General features: G+C 67.5%; 17 protein-coding genes and 2 tRNA genes. 8 read left to right on the plus strand and 11 right to left on the minus strand.

What is annotated here, in order from left to right; translation table 11 throughout:
* Positions 1–56: 56 nt before the first annotated feature.
* On the minus strand, positions 57–272 hold the full coding sequence (locus tag LR393_RS14770; RefSeq protein ID WP_231484484.1) for a hypothetical protein: 216 nt from the start codon (positions 270–272) through the stop codon (positions 57–59).
* Between the two features lie 305 nt (positions 273–577).
* On the opposite strand from LR393_RS14770, the gene LR393_RS14775 reads away from it, so the two are divergent.
* Both LR393_RS14775 and LR393_RS14780 read left to right on the plus strand, forming a co-directional pair.
* Positions 578–650, plus strand: a tRNA-Trp gene (locus LR393_RS14775).
* An 8-nt stretch (positions 651–658) separates the two neighbouring features.
* Positions 659–731: transfer RNA gene (locus tag LR393_RS14780), tRNA-Met, on the plus strand.
* A 35-nt stretch (positions 732–766) separates the two neighbouring features.
* On the opposite strand, the gene LR393_RS14785 is transcribed toward LR393_RS14780, so the two are convergent.
* Entirely contained in the window at positions 767–1,567 is an 801-nt protein-coding gene (locus LR393_RS14785) for an Fpg/Nei family DNA glycosylase (protein WP_231484485.1), read from the minus strand.
* Positions 1,568–1,635: 68 nt separating this feature from the next.
* On the opposite strand from LR393_RS14785, the gene LR393_RS14790 reads away from it, so the two are divergent.
* Together LR393_RS14790 and LR393_RS14795 are read left to right on the plus strand one after the other, a co-directional pair.
* Positions 1,636–2,247 (plus strand): hypothetical protein, encoded by a 612-nt coding sequence (locus LR393_RS14790; protein ID WP_231484486.1) that lies wholly within the window; start codon positions 1,636–1,638, stop codon positions 2,245–2,247.
* Positions 2,248–2,451: 204 nt separating this feature from the next.
* Positions 2,452–3,477 carry a VanZ family protein gene (locus LR393_RS14795; protein WP_231484487.1) on the plus strand — a complete coding sequence of 342 codons (1,026 nt, stop codon included), beginning with the start codon at positions 2,452–2,454 and terminating at the stop codon, positions 3,475–3,477.
* Between the two features lie 313 nt (positions 3,478–3,790).
* Here LR393_RS14795 and LR393_RS14800 read toward each other — a convergent pair whose 3' ends face one another.
* Positions 3,791–4,459: a hypothetical protein gene (locus LR393_RS14800; RefSeq protein WP_231484488.1), complete on the minus strand. Its 669-nt coding sequence runs from the start codon at positions 4,457–4,459 to the stop codon at positions 3,791–3,793.
* 113 nt (positions 4,460–4,572) lie between these two features.
* Positions 4,573–5,472 (minus strand): SDR family NAD(P)-dependent oxidoreductase, encoded by a 900-nt coding sequence (locus LR393_RS14805; RefSeq protein WP_231484489.1) that lies wholly within the window; start codon positions 5,470–5,472, stop codon positions 4,573–4,575.
* A 102-nt stretch (positions 5,473–5,574) separates the two neighbouring features.
* Here LR393_RS14805 and LR393_RS14810 point away from each other — a divergent pair, with 102 nt between their 5' ends.
* The 4 genes from LR393_RS14810 to LR393_RS14825 all read left to right on the plus strand — a co-directional run bounded on the left by LR393_RS14810 (position 5,575) and on the right by LR393_RS14825 (position 9,266).
* Positions 5,575–6,240, plus strand: a complete 666-nt coding sequence (locus LR393_RS14810) for a TetR/AcrR family transcriptional regulator (protein WP_231484490.1) — start codon at positions 5,575–5,577, stop codon at positions 6,238–6,240.
* A 70-nt stretch (positions 6,241–6,310) separates the two neighbouring features.
* Positions 6,311–6,970, plus strand: a complete 660-nt coding sequence (locus LR393_RS14815; RefSeq protein ID WP_231484491.1) for an IMPACT family protein — start codon at positions 6,311–6,313, stop codon at positions 6,968–6,970.
* Between the two features lie 155 nt (positions 6,971–7,125).
* A complete protein-coding gene (locus tag LR393_RS14820; RefSeq protein WP_231484492.1) occupies positions 7,126–8,238 on the plus strand; it encodes a helix-turn-helix transcriptional regulator in 1,113 nt (370 codons plus the stop codon).
* Between the two features lie 173 nt (positions 8,239–8,411).
* Complete coding sequence (locus LR393_RS14825) at positions 8,412–9,266, plus strand: LLM class flavin-dependent oxidoreductase (protein ID WP_231484493.1); 855 nt, start codon at positions 8,412–8,414, stop codon at positions 9,264–9,266.
* Positions 9,267–9,335: 69 nt separating this feature from the next.
* On the opposite strand, the gene LR393_RS14830 is transcribed toward LR393_RS14825, so the two are convergent.
* The 7 genes from LR393_RS14830 to LR393_RS14860 form a co-directional block, all read right to left on the minus strand.
* A complete protein-coding gene (locus tag LR393_RS14830; protein WP_231484494.1) occupies positions 9,336–9,689 on the minus strand; it encodes a cupin domain-containing protein in 354 nt (117 codons plus the stop codon).
* Positions 9,690–9,868: 179 nt separating this feature from the next.
* Positions 9,869–11,065, minus strand: coding sequence for a beta-1,3-glucanase family protein (locus LR393_RS14835; protein ID WP_231484495.1), 1,197 nt, complete (start codon positions 11,063–11,065; stop codon positions 9,869–9,871).
* A gap of 286 nt (positions 11,066–11,351) precedes the next feature.
* Positions 11,352–13,211, minus strand: coding sequence for a Xaa-Pro dipeptidyl-peptidase (locus LR393_RS14840; protein ID WP_231484496.1), 1,860 nt, complete (start codon positions 13,209–13,211; stop codon positions 11,352–11,354).
* Between the two features lie 58 nt (positions 13,212–13,269).
* Positions 13,270–14,352, minus strand: coding sequence for an L-histidine N(alpha)-methyltransferase (locus tag LR393_RS14845; RefSeq protein WP_231484497.1), 1,083 nt, complete (start codon positions 14,350–14,352; stop codon positions 13,270–13,272).
* Between the two features lie 65 nt (positions 14,353–14,417).
* Positions 14,418–14,666: a hypothetical protein gene (locus LR393_RS14850; RefSeq protein WP_231484498.1), complete on the minus strand. Its 249-nt coding sequence runs from the start codon at positions 14,664–14,666 to the stop codon at positions 14,418–14,420.
* Positions 14,667–14,804: 138 nt separating this feature from the next.
* Positions 14,805–15,755 carry a hypothetical protein gene (locus tag LR393_RS14855; protein ID WP_231484499.1) on the minus strand — a complete coding sequence of 317 codons (951 nt, stop codon included), beginning with the start codon at positions 15,753–15,755 and terminating at the stop codon, positions 14,805–14,807.
* Positions 15,755–16,222 carry a SigE family RNA polymerase sigma factor gene (locus tag LR393_RS14860; protein ID WP_231484500.1) on the minus strand — a complete coding sequence of 156 codons (468 nt, stop codon included), beginning with the start codon at positions 16,220–16,222 and terminating at the stop codon, positions 15,755–15,757. Before LR393_RS14860 ends, LR393_RS14855 begins: the two co-directional genes overlap by 1 nt.
* Positions 16,223–16,251 lie beyond the last annotated feature (29 nt).

The following is a 16,251-nucleotide window of genomic DNA, read 5'->3' on the forward strand; positions in this document are numbered from 1 at the left end:
TCGGCGCAGAACTCATCGATGTCGTGTCCCACGGGTGATGATCAGTACGACAGGCCCTAGGTGACTCTCGGGCGCAGGCGGGTCTCGGCCGGTACCGCCGGCTCGTCCAGGGCTCCCTGCGCGACCCACTGACGCAGCCGTTCCTCACCGGCCGGGGTGGTCGGGAACGCCTGGGTCCGGCGGGTGCCGCCGAGCAGGATCTCGCGTTCCTCGACCAGGCCGAGCTCGAGCATGCGGCTGCCCTGAGCCGCGGTCAGGGCAGGGAGGACCACAACCCACCTGCCCGCTCGCACCGACTCAGCGATCTCGTCCACTATTAAATCCGTGGCCCCCGGCGCGGCGGCCGTGCCATGCTGATCCGGCCGCCGCACCACCGGGCGGCGCCCGGCCGACCATCGAGAGGAGACCGATCATGTTCCGCACCGCGAGCTCATCGACCTTCTCCCGCTACGGCTCTCGCATGTCGTGGCGTCTGCGGATGCCCGAGCCGGGAGGCCTTTCCCGAACCTGATGCAGTTCTCAGGGGTCATGAAGGCGCCGTTCCCGTACGACATCGGGAGCGGCGTTTTTCGTTCTCGGGGGCTTAGCTCAGCTGGAAGAGCACCGGATTCCAAACCCGGGTGCCGGGGGTTCGAGTCCCTCAGCCCCTGCGCAGCACGGCGAAGTAGCTCAGTCGGAAGAGCACCGGACTCATAACCCGGGGGTCGGAGGTTCGAACCCTCTCTTCGCCACGATTCACCCAGCAGGACAACAACAACGAGTGACTCTACGCCTGCTCCTGGCTGCACCACCACGTCGTCCGCCCACCGACCGTGCCCTGCGCCATCGGCGCCCGATCGCGCGGGCAGCGGGCGGATTTCTTGCGGTAGGGAACAACTTTCAGAGTATGAACGCCTCCCTGAGCAATCGCGTCGCGGATTGCGGCCCGGGTGGCCCGCAGGAGCCGGGCGACCTCGTCGGGGTCCAGCTCGTCGGCCGGGCGGGAAGGGCTGATGCGAGCCGCCCAGAGGATCTGGTCGGCCAGCAGGTTGCCGATGCCGGCGATCCGGTCCTGGTCCATCAACCGCGCCTTGACCGGGGCACCGCTGGAGGCCAGCAACCCCCGGAAGGCGTCGGGCTTGATGAACTGGGCGTCCGGGCCGAGCTTCTCGACCGGCGGGTCGAGGCGCACCCGGCCCAGGCGGCGGGGATCGATGAGCAGCAGACTCCCGCCGTCCTCGAACGTCACCCCGAACCGGCTGAAGCGATGATCGCCCGGCTTCCGGCCCCGCTCCCAGTAGTCGCCGCCGTCGATCTCGGTACCGTCCCCGTCACCGATCACGATCTTGCCCGACATCCCCAGGTGAATACCCAGCACCGGCCCGCCGCCGGAGGTGTCGACCCACATGCTCTTGCCCCGCCGGTGCGCCGCACTCAGGGTGCGCCCGACCAGTGCTTCCCCGATCTGACCCGGCCGATGCGGCCGGCACTCGTAGGTATCACTGTCGTCGACGTCCACAATCATGCGGTTCAGCGCCCAGCGCTCGATGACGGCGCGGGCGGATTCGACCTCTGGCAGTTCGGGCACCGCAGCAGTTTCGCACAATCACGCAGAGTGACCAGCAGACAGGGAGTGATCCTTGGTAGTTATGGTGCGTGAACCCCGCGCCCGAACCTGAGTACTCCGACCAGACCCTGCAGAACGATCTCATCCGCACGACCACCGCCGACGGCGTCACGATCGCATCCTTCGGCCAGACCTGGCGCGCGCTGACCCTGTGGATGCTCTCGACCGCGGCCCGCAACGCGCTGACCTGGCTCCTGGTCGCCACCGTCGCCGTCCTGATCGGTTTCTTCCCGGTCACCGGGTGGGCGGCGCTCGTGATGGTCGTGGGCTATTGGCTGGTCATGACCGCGGTGGCGGCGTACATCACTCTCAACCGCTCCTGGACGTTACTCATCGACGAGACCCGCACCGCGACCATCGGCTTCCGGATCTGGCAGAACCACGACCGGACGGAACTGATCCTCGACTCCCACCTGGCCCGGCGACGGGGCGCCGGGCAGGGCCGGCGGCTGCGGAGCCACCTTCGACCCCACCTCGGCGACGTCCTGACCCGGCACCCTTCCACCGTCGTGCGGTTCCGCGCCCAGAACCAGCGTCTGGCCGGCACCTACCTCGACGAGCTGCGGACTGTTCTGCCGGAGAGCGGGAAGTGGAGCCACCGCCTGGACGGCCTGCACGGAACGGTACGCCGTGACGGGTGAGGCGACACCCACCAATTGAGGACGCGGGTGCCCACCGTCGGTGACGGCGGGCACCTGGGTTCAGACTTGCGTCGGTGAGCCGGCGGACGAGGCGAGGATCGGCCGTGGGCCGGTCTCATCCTCAGGTCCCGAAGGGCTGGCTCCTGGTACCGAATGCGCCCGACGAGCGCCTGGGCTCCTCCGGACCTCTATACATTGCCTCAGGTGTTGACCTGGATGAACCGGCTCGGGCCGCCCGATTTCGCCTTCGCAGCGCTGCTGCTCCTGACCGTTCTCACCGTGCTGGTGCTCAAGCGGCGTCGGGGATCCGGAGGGCGCCGGCTGCTGGCCGTGGGGCTTTTCGGTGGATATCTCACCGTGCTGACGCTCATCATTCTCTGCCCCCTGCCGGGATCACCCCCGGAACCGGCCTTCGTCGGCGACGCCCCTACGCCCGTGCTGCAGATCTCCACCGAGCTCGACCTGCGCGGCCTGCTGTCCGGTGGACTGAACGACCAGAACCTCCAGAATCTCCTCCTGACCGTGCCGTTCGGGTTCGGTCTTCCCTTCCTGGTCCGCCGGGGCGCGCTCTGGCTCACAGCGGCCTGTCTGCTCCTGGGGGCCGGGCTCGAAGGGTCTCAGGCCGTGGCTTGCTGGGCGGCCGGGTGGGCCTACCGCAGCATCGATGTGAACGACCTGATCAGCAACGATCTCGGCGCCCTGCTCGGACTGCTGCTGTTCGCCCTCGTCAACTGGTGGTTCTCACTCCGGCCCGGTCCTTCCGGTCGCACCGCCGCCATCGGCGCACCGATCGCGATAGGCCTCGTGGCCGTCGCCGTGACAGCGGGCCCGCGCCCGGGGTTCGACCCCGGGATCCGCTACTGCGAGGTGATTCCCGCCAGCACGGCCGACATCGACGACTACGTTGTCTTCGAGGATCACGGCGTGATCTGCCTGACGTCTTCCCATGGATTCCTGGTGCTGTTCCCCGGCGATCAGACCCCCTCCGTGGAGACCTCGGAACGCGGCACGTTGAACGTCGTCGGCCTGGCCCCCGCCTCGACGGTCAGGGCGCAAGCCGTTCTCGGCAACGGGTCACCGGTCCCGGCCGGCCTGCTCCAGGTCGACGGTGTCGCCGACTGGCTGGTCTATGTGGCTCCGATGGGGAAGGCCGGGACCGATGACCTGGCTGCCGAGGTCTCCTTGTTCGCCGCCGACGGATCCCTCGTCGCCGAGGTCAGTACCCAGTGACACCGGTGGTGCACCCGACCGCCCACCGGCCCTGCGTGGTCTCGGCGCAGAAGCGGTCGTTCGGCCGGTGACCCGCCAGTTCCTCACTGCCCCCGGCCTCTTTCGGCCGGAGGAACGAGATTCTGATGCCCTCAGGGTTTTCCACTGCCATACCCCCACGTCGGCATCGTCCCCGGCGTGCCGCGCACACCGAGGCCACGGTAGAGGGCGCGACACCGGACTCAGCCGGTTCACCACCGCCGCTTCGATCAAAACTGTTCAGGAGCGCAGCTGATCGCCATGGCCACCGACGTCCCCCACACATCCACAGTGATCACCGAGAGATGAGGGAGTCGCTGATGGCCTCGGCCGGGCTGTTGGCCGGAGCCCATATTTCGAAGGCCTGATGGACCCGGTGGCCGCTGTTCTCCTCCTGCACGCGCAGGGACGAGACGACCGAACCCCAGAGGCCCCGGCGCTGTGCCGGCGAGAGCTCTGCTTTCCCCGGCACACCGGCGAAGCCGAGCAGGAAGTTGCCCAGCCACCGGGCCGCATCGTCGAGGCGGACGATGTCGGTACCGAGCAGCAGATCGGTGTTCTCCGGATCGGCCAGTACGCCGGTCCAGGCCTCTCGTGCCGTGTTCGCCCAGCAGGCATCGACCAGAAGAATCTGCGCCGGAACCGATACGCCCCGCTGGGCGAGATTCTCCAGGCTCACACATTTCCCGGCGTTGCCGTTGTTCTGGCCGAGCCACCATTCCTCCCCGTTGCCCTGATGGCTCCACCCATGACCGGCGACCACCGTCAGGAACGCCGGACGATTGAGCCCCGCGACCAGATCGTCCACCCCTGGAGCAACCGGCTGGGTATTCAGACGGAGGGTGCGACGACCAGAGGCCGAGTCGGACAGGGCCTGGATCAGCCCTTCGCACAGCGGAGAAAGCCTGGTGCTGAGCTTGTCCGTACCGAACGCAACGATATTGATGTCGTAATGGCTGTCCATGGCGTCCCCTCCTGATCCAGGCACCGCACGGCAACAGCGCCGCTCATCCGGACATCGGCTACCTGCCCGCGGCCATGAACCCTGACTCCCCCACGACGGGAGCAGGACACCGCTCAGACCGCGAACCTCACGCCGGTGAGGCTCTCGGAGACCGACCACAGGCGCTGCTGCACCGTGATGTCGTACGACTGGGGGCTGGAGGCGACCAGCTGCGGATTCCCGCGCAGCTCGCCCCGCCCGCCCGGACCGTAGTACTGCGCGCCGAGGACGGCCGGGTCGGTGGCGGCCCGCAGCGTCGGCAGTGCGCCCATCGGCGCCGGCTGGGTGATCAGCGGCGCGAGCACGGTGAGCGGCAGACGGAGTGCGGCCGGGGTGTTCCGGGCCAGCTCGGTGTTGGAGAGCCCCGGATGCGCCGCCACCGCGACGGTGCTGCCGTGCGCCGCGAGCCGCCGCTGCAGCTCGTAGGTGAACATCAGGTTCGCCAGCTTGGCCTGGCCGTAGGCCCCGACCCGGCTGTACGAGCGCTCCCAGTTCAGGTCGTCGAAGTGGATCGCTGCCTGGATGCGGTGGCCGGTGCTGCTGACCGTCACCACCCGCGATCCGGGAACCGGCAGCAACTGGTCGAGCAGCAGCCCGGTGAAGGCGAAGTGGCCCAGGTGATTCGTGCCGAACTGCATCTCGAAGCCGTCCCGGGTGGCCAGTTTCGGGGTGTACATCACGCCTGCGTTATTGATCAGCAGGTCGATGCCCGGGTGGGCGGCGCGCAGGTCCGCCGCGGCCGCCCGGACCGAGTCCAGCGACGACAGGTCCAGCTCCTGCACGCTGACGTCCCCGGTGATCCGGGCCGCGGCCTGCTTGCCCTTCTCCACGTCGCGCACGGCCAGCACGACGGAAGCACCGTGCTCCGCGAGCGCCCGGGCGGTCTCGAAGCCCAGCCCGGTGTTGGCGCCGGTCACCACCGCGACCCGACCCTTCTGATCAGGGATGTTCTGCTCGTTCCAGTGCTCGCCCATGTCGCTCCCCTTTGAAAGTACCGCCGGTCTTTTATGGTTCGAGAATAAAAGACCGCCGGTCTCACGTCAAGAGACCGGCGGTCTGCAATGTACGATCATGGGGTGACGTTCCAACGGGCGCGAAGTGAGGAGCAGCGGGAGATCCGCCGCCGCGCGATCCTGGACACCGCCACGGCGATGCTCGGCGAGATGCCGGTCGCCGAGGTGAGCCTCAACGAACTGAGCCGCCGCGTCGGGCTGGCCAAGTCGAACGTGCTGCGCTACTTCGAAACTCGCGAGGCAGTACTGCTCGAACTGCTGAACCGGTTCGTGCAGGAGTGGCTGGTGGCCCTGGCGGACGAGCTGGCCACCGGGATCGACCCGCGCGACTCCCCCGCCGACCGGGCCGGCCGGCTCGCCGAGGTCCTCAGCCGCTCCCTCGCCGACCGGCCGGTGCTCTGCAACCTCTTCGGGGCGCAGGGCAGCGTCCTGGAGCAGAACGTCTCCGTCGAGGTCGCCACCCAGCACAAACGCGCCTCACTCGACAGCCTCGCCACCGCGACCGACCTCGTCCTCAAGCACCTCCCCGAGTTCGGCGACACCGCCCAGGGCTACTGCCTGCAGGTCCTGATCATGGCCGGCGCCCTGTCGGCCTACGTCCCGCCGCCGGCGAGCATCCTCGCCGTTTACCAGGCCGATCCCGCACTCGCCACCCTGCCGATCGACCTGCACGAGGCGCTGCGCCTGTCGGTCATCATGACAACGATGGGCGCTCTGCCCCGCCCCTGACACACGGTGCGCCGACAGCAGTGGAAACCCCCTTCACCGGGGCTGGGCACCCAGCTCGTAAAGTGGCGGGGTGGACGATCCCACCGCCGGTGCGGCGCACTACCCGTCCACCATTGCCGCGGCTCTCGAGCACGAACTCGTCGTCAAGAAGTCGCGCTTCATCGCCCAGGTGTCACCGGCGCGCACCACCGACGAGGCCGAAACCGTCATCGCGGCGGTCCGCAAACAGTACTGGGACGCCCGCCACCACTGCGTCGCCCTGGTGATCGGCACCCACGCCGATCAGCAGCGCTCGTCCGACGGCGGCGAACCCTCCGGCACCGCGGGAGTGCCCATGCTCGAGGTGCTGCGCCGTCGCGAGCTGACCGATCTGGTGGCCGTGGTGACCCGCTACTTCGGCGGGGTCAAGCTCGGCGCGGGTGGTCTCGTGCGCGCCTACTCCTCCGCCGTCTCCGAAGCCCTCGACATCGCCCGGGTCGTACGGCGCACACCCGCGGTCCGGGTCGACGTCGAGGTTCCGCACCAGGACGCCGGCCGCATCCAGGGGGTACTGCGCGAGTGGGCGCAGACCCACGACGCCCAGATCGCCGACGTGACCTACGCCGCGAGCGCCACCATCTCGCTGCTCGTTCCGCCGGCTCTGCTCGGCGAACTCGACGCCACCCTCGCCGCCGCGAGTTCGGGCACCTTGACCGGCGTGCGGGGCGAGACCGTGGTGATGGAAAGGTAGCCGGGGGCGGCAGGCATCAGTTCGCCGTCTCCGACCACCGGCAGATCCCGCCGGGGGCGGCGAGGTGATCGTTCTCGGCCAGGACCGGCTCCCCGGGCGTCCGGGCCGGGCTTCGCCACCGTCCGTCTCCCTGCCCGTGTGCCAGTCTGGGCAGTATGAGGAGATCGACCGGTACATCCCCGGCCTCGGCGGCCGTAGCATCGGCGGCCGCGAACCCCGCCGGTGCCGACCAGCTCCTGGAATCGGTGTCCGCGGCGGTCCGTGAACTGGTGCCCTTCGACGGGTCGGCCTGGTTCGGCGTCGACCCCGCCACCGTGCTCCCCGCGGCGCCGATCCGGATCGAGAACGTCGCTCACGAGTTCTGCGCCGTGCACTGGCAGCGGGAGATCCGGGAGCAGGACGTGCTCCAGTACCGCGATCTGGCCCGCTCCACCGTCCCGGCCGGCAGCTTGTTGATGACGACCGACGGCCGTCCCGCCCGCAGTCTGCGCTACCGCGAGTTCCTGGCCCCGCAGAGCTACGGTGACGAGATGCGAGCTGCCCTGCGGGTCGGCGGCCGCACCTGGGGCCTGATCGACCTTTATCGCGACAACGGACGGAAAGCGTTCTCCCAGAAAGAGATCGACACGATCCGCGACGTGTCACCGATCATCGCCACCGCGCTGCGCTCCGTCCTGGTCCGGCGGCACCGTGGTCCGGTCCCGGCTGCCACCGGCACCGCCCTGTTCGATCGGGACGGGCACCTGCTGACGTACGACGAGCACGCGGCGACCTGGTTCCGGCAGGTGGCGGGTGAGCGGTGGAAAGACCTCACCTTCGCGATGACCGGTGTGGACGGTGTGCTGCGCCACGCCGTCGCCGTGCAGGACGGACGCGCAGCGGGCGCCTCGGTCGTCCGGCTCCGGAGCCGGACGACCTGGGTCACCGTGACCGCCTCCGTCCTGGCCTCCGGGGACGGTTCCCCGGGACCCGTCGCGGTGTCCGTGACCCCCTCGCGCCCGGCCGAGATCGCTCCGCTCCTGATCGAGGCCTACGGGCTGACCGCCCGTGAGCAGGAGATCACCCGGGCCGTGGTCCGCGGTCTGTCCAACTCGCAGATCGCCGCCACACTTCATGTCTCGCCGCACACCGTGCGCGATCACCTGAAGGCGGTCTTCGCCAAACTCGGCGTCCGCAGCCGCGCGGAACTCTCCACCACCCTGTACGGCGACCTGTACGAGCCCCCGCTGTGGGAATCGGGCGCCCCGGTGACCCACACCCAGTACTGACCCCTCCAGATGTAGGGGGCCACCGGGCATCTGATCCCTCAGGCCGGGGATGGCTCCCGGCACCCGGCGCGCGGCAGGCTGGATCTCGTCCACCCCGCTGTCCGGCGAAAGGCCCCGTCGATGTCATCACCGTCCGCCACCACCGTCCCGCGCACCGGTTCGGGGGTCCCGCGGTGAAGATCGGTATCGGACTACCCAATCAGGTGCGCGGCGTGCACGGGCAGGAACTGACCGAATGGGCGGTCCGGGCCGAGCAGGCCGGATTCTCCAGTCTCGGCACGGTCGGCCGGATCTCCTATCCCGGCATCATGGACACGGTGGCCCTGACCGCGGCCGCGAGCGTCACCCGCCGCATCGGGCTGCTCAGCAACGTCCTGATCGCTCCGGCCTGGCCTCCGGCCCTGCTGGCCAAGGAACTCGCAGGCATCGACGCGATCTCCGGCCACCGCCTCACCGTCGGTGTCGGCGTCAGCCGCCGCCCCGACGACTTCACCAGCCCCGAGCTCACGTTCGCCGGCCGGGGTCGGCGTTTCGACCGCGATCTGGATGTCTACCAGGACGTCTGGAACGGAAAACCCCTGGGCGAGCACGGCAACTCCTGGGTGACCGGGGCCGGGCGGGCCATCCCCCTGCTGATGGGCGGTATGGCTCCGGCCGCGCTGGACCGAATGGCCCGGTGGGGCGAGGGCTACATCAGTGCATCGGTCCCGCCCCATATCGCCGCCGCCACGTACGACGCCGCCCGGTCGGCCTGGAGCCAGGCCGACCGGACCGGCGCCCCGAAGATCGTGGCGATCAGCTACTTCAACTTCGCCGACGAGGAGCGGGGCCGGGCCAACGTCCACCACTACTACTTAGGATCCCCGCCCGACCTCGCGGCTCTGATCTCGGGCAGCTTCCCGGCCAGGGCCGAGGCCCTCCGGCAGCGCGTCGCCGACTTCCGCGACCTGGGGGTCGACGAACTCATCTTCAACCCCACCCTGCCCGACATCCACGAGCTGGACCGCCTGGCCGAGATCGTCCTGTGAACATGACGATCCGGGACCTGAACCTCCCCGAATACCCTGGTCCGCGGCCGTTGCCGCCTCAGCCCGAACTCAATCGCGGTCCTGATCCGGCCGCGAGGGCCAGCGCACCGTGATGAGACGCCCTCCGGTCGGGGTGCTGAACCGATGGTCCACGCCCGGCCCGAACCGCACGTAGTCACCCTGCTCGTCCAAATCGGCTGTTCCGTCGTTGAAATGGATGCGCATCCGCCCGGAGATCAGGATGCCCACCGATGTCCCCTGGGACTTCTCCCAGTCCGTCTGCACATCACCGGCCCGGTGGTCCGACCACTTGATCTCGACGTCCTCACTGTAGTTGACGCCCTGGTCGCCGGTCGCGAAGAACCCGATCAGCCAGCCTTTCTGATCCCGGTCGTCGGTGGCGTTGCCCTGGTGCCAGTCCATCGCTGCCTCATTCCCTCGCCGTGCCGCCCACGAGCCGGCAGCTGGACGCCGTCGGCTGAGCGAGCCCGATCGTGCCCTGTGGGGCAGCTGATCGCCAGCGGACCTCGAACGGGAACACCCGCCGTGCTCCCGTCACCGGGCAGCGACGGCGGGCGGGCCGGAACGCTCGGCCACCCGGTTCAGCCGAACGGCGTCAGGACGATCGCGGCGGACCGGGGATCCCCGTCGTGCACCAGCGACTCGAAGTTGCCCACGTCATCGAAGGCGAAGGCGTAGGCCCGGCCGTCGACCATGTTCTGGTGGATGATCCGGGCGTAGTGGTTGGGCGTGCTGTTGCGGTAGAACGCTGCCGCGTTCGTCGAGGGCTGGGTGTCGATCGTGCCGAGGGTGCCACGGTTGAGGGCGGCACACAGCGTGCGCGCGATCGGTCCCACGACGTTGTCGTTGGGAGCGAACAGATCCCGGTCACAGTTCCAGACCGAGGCGGAGGAGGGCTTGCTGAACGACGCGACGCTGCGGCCGGCTGCGTCGGTGAAACGCATGACGGTGCCGGACGTGCGACCGAAGTACTTCAGGTCGGGCTGACCGGCGAACGGCACCACGGTCAGGGTCCTGCCGATGTAGGCGTTCCAGGCCGAGGTGATGTAGGCGTCCAGGTAGCCGGCATTCAGCAGTCCCGCCTCGGACGCCTTACCCGGGGCCAGGGCGCGCAGCACCGTTCCGTCCGGCCGGGAGTAGACGGTGCCGGCCCATCCTGGTTGCGCCTTGAGCGCGTCGAACACCCGGTTGCGGCCGCCGGCGACCAGATCACCGGTCCGGGCGGTGGATCCGCCGGCACCGGTGACCGTGACGGCGTGCGGTACCGACAGCATGTCGACCTGCGTGCTGTTCAGCCACAGACCGCCGGCGTCGTAGGTGAACTCACTCCAGTCGAAGAGAATGTTGCGGTTGGGATCCGTGCTCGTCCAGGGAGCCGGCTGGACGAACCCGTCCGGGGTCAGGAACAACTTGAGCTTCTCCCCCAGGGAGAAGTAGACCCGGCCGGAAAAACCGCGAGGGAACCGGATCGTGGCCGAACCACCGTTTCCGGGCCCACCGATGGCCACGTCGGGAGCCGGGGAGGGCGGGATCGACCCGGCCGGCCAGGGGGCGAAGGTGCCGGACGCGTTGACGTAGCCGAGACGCCCGGTGTTCAGATCGGTACCGAGCACGTACAGATAGACGGCCTCTGCACGCCCGGTGGTGTTGGTGACGGTGACCGGGAGCACGCTGGGGCCGATCGCGGCGGCCGGCCCGGCCGTGTTCAGGACCACGAGCGGAACGCTCACCGCGAGGGCGGTGAGCAGGTGAACGAACCACTTCTTCTGGATACGCACGCCATCTCCTCAGGGTAAAGAGGTGTGCAGAACCGGCCCGATTCCGAACGTGACACGAGAGAAGGAGCCGGTGGGTTTTCAGAATCCGGCGACCTTCCGTCCGGTGTCAACCTGCGCAGCGATGTCCAATGTTCAAGCGCTGCAAGCTCACCCAGCGCCAGCCGGGCGAACGTGCTGCGGGCGGTCCACCGGCCTGATGACCGTCATGCCTCTTTCACCAGTTGCTGCATGACGTCGACCGTCCCGGCGTAGCCGGCCGGCGATTCGTGCCGGGGCCGCGCGGTCGTCAAACTCTCTTGACCACGGGAAGGCTCACCTGGCTGGACCCCGGTTTCACACGGAGTTTCGTTCCCGGAGTGGGCCGCAAGGTGTAAGCGAAATCAGTGGAGATCACGACCAGTCCGATGCGGTGCCCGGCGGCGAACACGTAGTCCTTGGGCTGCAGCCCGAACTTCAGGGCGTAGAAGCGACCCTTGACCAGCGGTCGGCTGTGACGGATCGAGGTCCGGTTCTGCGGATCCATCCAGCCGCGGCTGACGATGGTCGCCTTCCCGTTCGGGGCGTAGTCGACCAGAAGCGCGGTGACGTTGGCATCCCGCCGGTTGTTCACGGAGAGCTTCAGCCGGACCTGGGCCGCACCTGAAATTCTGGTTGCTTCATTCAGTTTCGGTGTGCGGTAGGCGAGGCGGTTCGGGTTGGCCCTGGCCGGCGTGGCGACCAGCGTGCGGGCGGTCTTCTTCGCGCCGGCGTCCACGAAGGACTGCACGCGGCGCGTACCACCCAGCGAGGCCAGCGAATAACGACGATTGTGGACGCGGTTGTCCGGCCAGTCGCCATAGGTGCGGTACGTGCGGTTCTCCCGCTGAATGATCGCCCGCGGCTCCTTCTCGATCCCGTTGTCCACGCCGTAGAGCCAGTGATCCATCCAGCGGTTCACCGTGTCGTCGAAGGTTCTGGTCTTCCCGTTCGGCAGGGTGTATGTGTCGTCGTCGTACGACGGTCCCCCGTGCCCGTCCTGATGCCACCAGATCTTGCGCGGCACGTTGCTACGGCTCAGCACATCCCAGAACTGCTCGACCTGACTGGTTTTGACGTTCCAGTCGTTGAGCCCATGAACGACGAACACACTCGCCTTGATCTTGGAAGCCGACCGCACGTAGTCACGGTCCTGCCAGAACCGGCTCCAGTCGCCGGTGACCCGGTCCTGATCGTGTTCCATCTTCTTGATCATGGGCTCGCAGATCTTCTTCTGGCGATCGGAAATGACGAACCGCGCCAGGATGTCGGTGTCCTCGCCCTGATAGGTACCCGGCGCCACCACCAGACCGTTGGCCCGGTAGTAGTCGTACCAGCTACTGATCGCCGAGACCGGGACGATCGTCTTCAGGCCGTCGATGCCGGTGGTGGCTGCCTGCTGAGCGAGGGTGCCGTTGTAGGAGGTGCCGATCATGCCGACCTTGCCGGTGCTCCAGGTGGCCTCGGCCGGGGTCCCGTCCTGATGAAAACCGCGGCCACGACCGGCCAGCCAGTCGATCACCGCGGTGACCGACAGCGTCTCGTTCTGGTCGCCGCTGGTCGGGCAACCGTCCGAGGCACCCGTGCCGATGGTCTGGGCCTGCACGGAGGCGTAACCGCGCGGGACGTAGCGCTCCGCGGTCCCGGCGGCCGCACGCCTGGCCTGTGCGGCCTGCGACTTCACCACCGAACGGGTGGTCAGTACTCCTTGGCCGAGACCGATCCGCTCCTGCGGCAACCGCGGAACGTCCACCCGATGGTTGGCGACGTCCTGGCAGCAGTCCCAGTAGGGGGACGCCTCCAGGATGCTCGCGACCCGTCCCTTGGCGGCCGGGCGTTCGATGTCGATCGCCACCCGGTCGTGATGGCCGTCGGCATCGGTGTCGACCACGGTCTCCACCCAGATCCGTTCCTTGATCACCGCCGCCGCGGCGTAGACCGGCTGCGTCATCCCGCCGGCCACGAGCAGCCCGTCCGGCCGGGCGGCCGTGGTGCTGTCGGGCGAAGGCCGGGAGGACGCCGTCGAGGCGTTGGCGGGGGCGACAGCGATCAGCGATGCGCCGAGCATCGCTCCGGCCGACAGGAGGGTCAGCGCGAGGGCCAGGGGCGACCGGTGAGTGCTCGGCTTCATGCTCTTGAGTGCATCACACCTGCCGGTACCGGACGAGGGATATCTGAGCCTTTGGCCCTTAGGTGAAGGCCGGACCTATCGACTGGCTAGACGCCTCACGCCCGGCTTCCACCCTGCAGATACAGAGCAGGTAATCGTGATCCGGGTACTCGCAAAGAAGGAGTGGATAGAAACCACCGCGCACTAATTGCTCTCGCACCTGAAGCTGATCATGATGCCAATAGTGCCAGAGGTGTATGGGCTCTCCTACCGCGAGCGAAACCACTCGATCACCCACGCCAGTGGTAAAGAATAACTCGACGGACTCGCGCAGACGCACCCTGATGTACCGTCTCCGGTCGGCCGGATCGTAGCCATTCTCGAGGTCATAAAGATCTGGAGAAATCCCCAGGGACTCAAGTACGAGACGGTGGTCTCTAGACAGAGGTGCATTCATTTCTGCGACCGTGTTGAAGTCAAAGAATTGTCGCGTCCGAGGACTGTCGATCTTTACGACGTGGACCAGAAGATCGCCGGGGCTCAAGCTCTGCCGAATCTTTGTGAGCACGGCTTCGGGCTCGCGAAAGTTATAGAGTGTACCGCCCAGCAGGAGAGCGACATTGATGCGGTGCTGCTCCCCGACCACGGCTTGAGACCTTATTACGTGCCGAAATGATTCGCGCGTCATATCGATCCGATGGCCTTCGAACCCGATGGCGCCGCCGAACCAGGTGTGGATGTTTTTTGCCGCAATTTCACGCATCGCCCTGCTCGTGTCCAGGGCAATGTAGCGACCCAGCAATTCTTCTTCCTGCAGCCTCGCGAGAAGCCCTTTGACCGGGCTACAGTCGCCCGGGCCGATATCTACGATGTTGATCCGACCATGCGGGGCGATCAACTCTTGCAGAAATGCGAAGTTGATGTCCAGCAGCTGTTGGGTCCGGACGAGAGTGTTGGGCAGGTCCTGGTCGGCCATCCGCTGAACGTAGTCGGACCAGTGCTGTGCGCCTCCACCGAAGTATCCGTATTGAAGTGGGATGGTGCGATACAGATCAAGGCTCGATGCAATGTCGAGCACCTCGGACTCATCGTACAGTTCGTAAAAATTTGCATCCGGTGCCAACCGGCGAGGCCGACTGCCATCACGCTTACTGCTATCCATGCGCACGTCCCCTGTTCCTCGCACAGAACCCGTCGCCTTACTTGTCCGACCGGCCACCCGATCGGTTACGGCATAGCCCGGGTCTGCGGAGTGTCTCCGATCGTGCTCTCCGGTGAGGCCAGCCACCGGATTGGTGTCGACCCCAGGGCGGAACCGTCTTCGGCGTAGGCGGTCGCGGTACCCGCCAGATTCGGGTCCACACTCACTGTCCCGATTCCTGACTGTAACTCGAACTCCGACGGTTGCGCGCCCTGCGCGGTGACAGTGACGCGGGCCGCCTTCTCCGGTGCGACCACGACCACGTCATCGCTCAACTCGTCCTTCGCGTATGTGCGGTAGGCGATAGGTCGTCCGGGTTCCCGCTCCCTCTTCCGGCAGCAGGAGTTGCAGGTTCACCGCCGAGGAGTCCCGATCGGCGCTGTAGCGAAGGCGAGCGCTCCCTGGCCCGACTGCTACACGGTGAAGAGAGCCGCCTGGCGTCCCTGATGCGTCCCCACCCACCGGACCGTGAGATCGGTGCTCTTCAGCGGGAGGCGAGCCCTGTCCAGGCTGTCTTTTAGCCATCCGGCCAGGCGTTCCTCGGCAAAGGTCCGGCCGCCCAGGGCGGCACGGACCTTGGCTACGTACTTCGCATTGCTCACGCCCGATTCTGACCAGTTGTTCACCCCGTAGGCGGCGCCGAACGCCTTCCCGTCACGGGTCAGCTGCCCGGTCAGGGTAGGGGGTGCCGGCTGCATCGGGAGTACGGCCTCGACGAGACCGCTTCCCTCCTTGCCAGTGGCTGCCGCCACATATTGCTCGACAGTGCCCTCCGGGGTGTACCGGGTGTTGTTGCCGCTGCTGACGGAAGCGGTGTACCCCACCGGGCCGACCACCACGGCCGCCCCTGCCCCGTTATCGCCGGCGGCATAGAAGGACGAGCCACCCGGCTCAGCCAGCTCCCCCGGGTTCTTCTCCATCCCCGATGCGGAGGTACCTCGTGCCCCACTGAACCACAGCAGACTCGGCGCCCCTCCCAAAGAATGGGGATTGAAAGCCATCACCAGACTCCAGTTCCCGATGTCAGAGGCATACAGAATCTCGGCCTTCCCATCCGTGGACACCTTTGAGCGCATCGCATCGACGAACTTCTGGTTCTGGGCCAACGATCCGCGCAGCGGGCTTTGCCGCAACTCGTCGAGGGGAATGGTCGAGGCCGGGATCAGCCGATCGGTGTGGGCCCGGCTCATCATCTCGACGCCGACAGCGGCCAGTACCGCGGCCGCGGTACCGGCGGCACGTATCCGCCCGGTGCGACGACGTCGGGATATGTGCTCGGCCACGGCCGGATACGGGTCTCCCACGCCGACGGTGAAACGGACCTCATCGGCCAGAGCGGCCCGCAGCTCGGTCTCGATGTTCATCACAGGCTCCTCGCCGCCGCCGGGTCGTGCTTCCTGGAAGGACCGGCCTCGAATACTTCACGAAGACGCTTCAGGCCCCGGCGGGACTGACTCTTTAGCGTCCCGATCGACACCCCCATCGCCGCCGCCGTCTCAGCTTCGGACAGGTCCTCGAAGTACCGCAGGCCCAGTGCGGCCCGCGTCATTGCCGGGAGCCGATGCAGGCCCGCGATCAGCTGGGCCCGCTGGTCGATGCGCGCGTACGGGTCGTTCAACCCTTGATCGGTCGGCACGGTGGGAATCTCGCCGGAACTACGGCAGCGACGCCACGAGATGGCCGCGGTCACCATCACCCGGCGCACGTACGGCATCGGCGCATCCATGAGGGACACGCGTCGCCAGCGTCGCTGCACCTTCTCCAGCGCGCTCTGTACCAAGTCTTCTGCCTGGTCACGGTCACCGGTGATGCGCCAAGCATCTTCAACCACTCTCCAACCCTCGCTCATCGGGATCACAT

The sequence above is a fragment of the Kineosporia mesophila genome, from assembly GCF_021129235.1.
GTDB lineage: Bacteria > Actinomycetota > Actinomycetes > Actinomycetales > Kineosporiaceae > Kineosporia > Kineosporia mesophila.

What these genes read in the sequence shown, in the direction of transcription:
- LR393_RS14800 (WP_231484488.1), bottom strand. Translation starts at nt 4,459, where the DNA reads ATGGACAGCCATTACGACATCAATATCGTTGCGTTCGGTACGGACAAG.
- LR393_RS14845 (WP_231484497.1), bottom strand. Translation starts at nt 14,352, where the DNA reads ATGGATAGCAGTAAGCGTGATGGCAGTCGGCCTCGCCGGTTGGCACCG.
- LR393_RS14840 (WP_231484496.1), bottom strand. Translation starts at nt 13,211, where the DNA reads ATGAAGCCGAGCACTCACCGGTCGCCCCTGGCCCTCGCGCTGACCCTC.
- LR393_RS14830 (WP_231484494.1), bottom strand. Translation starts at nt 9,689, where the DNA reads ATGGACTGGCACCAGGGCAACGCCACCGACGACCGGGATCAGAAAGGC.
- LR393_RS14820 (WP_231484492.1), top strand. Translation starts at nt 7,126, where the DNA reads ATGAGGAGATCGACCGGTACATCCCCGGCCTCGGCGGCCGTAGCATCG.
- LR393_RS14855 (WP_231484499.1), bottom strand. Translation starts at nt 15,755, where the DNA reads ATGAACATCGAGACCGAGCTGCGGGCCGCTCTGGCCGATGAGGTCCGT.
- LR393_RS14805 (WP_231484489.1), bottom strand. Translation starts at nt 5,472, where the DNA reads ATGGGCGAGCACTGGAACGAGCAGAACATCCCTGATCAGAAGGGTCGG.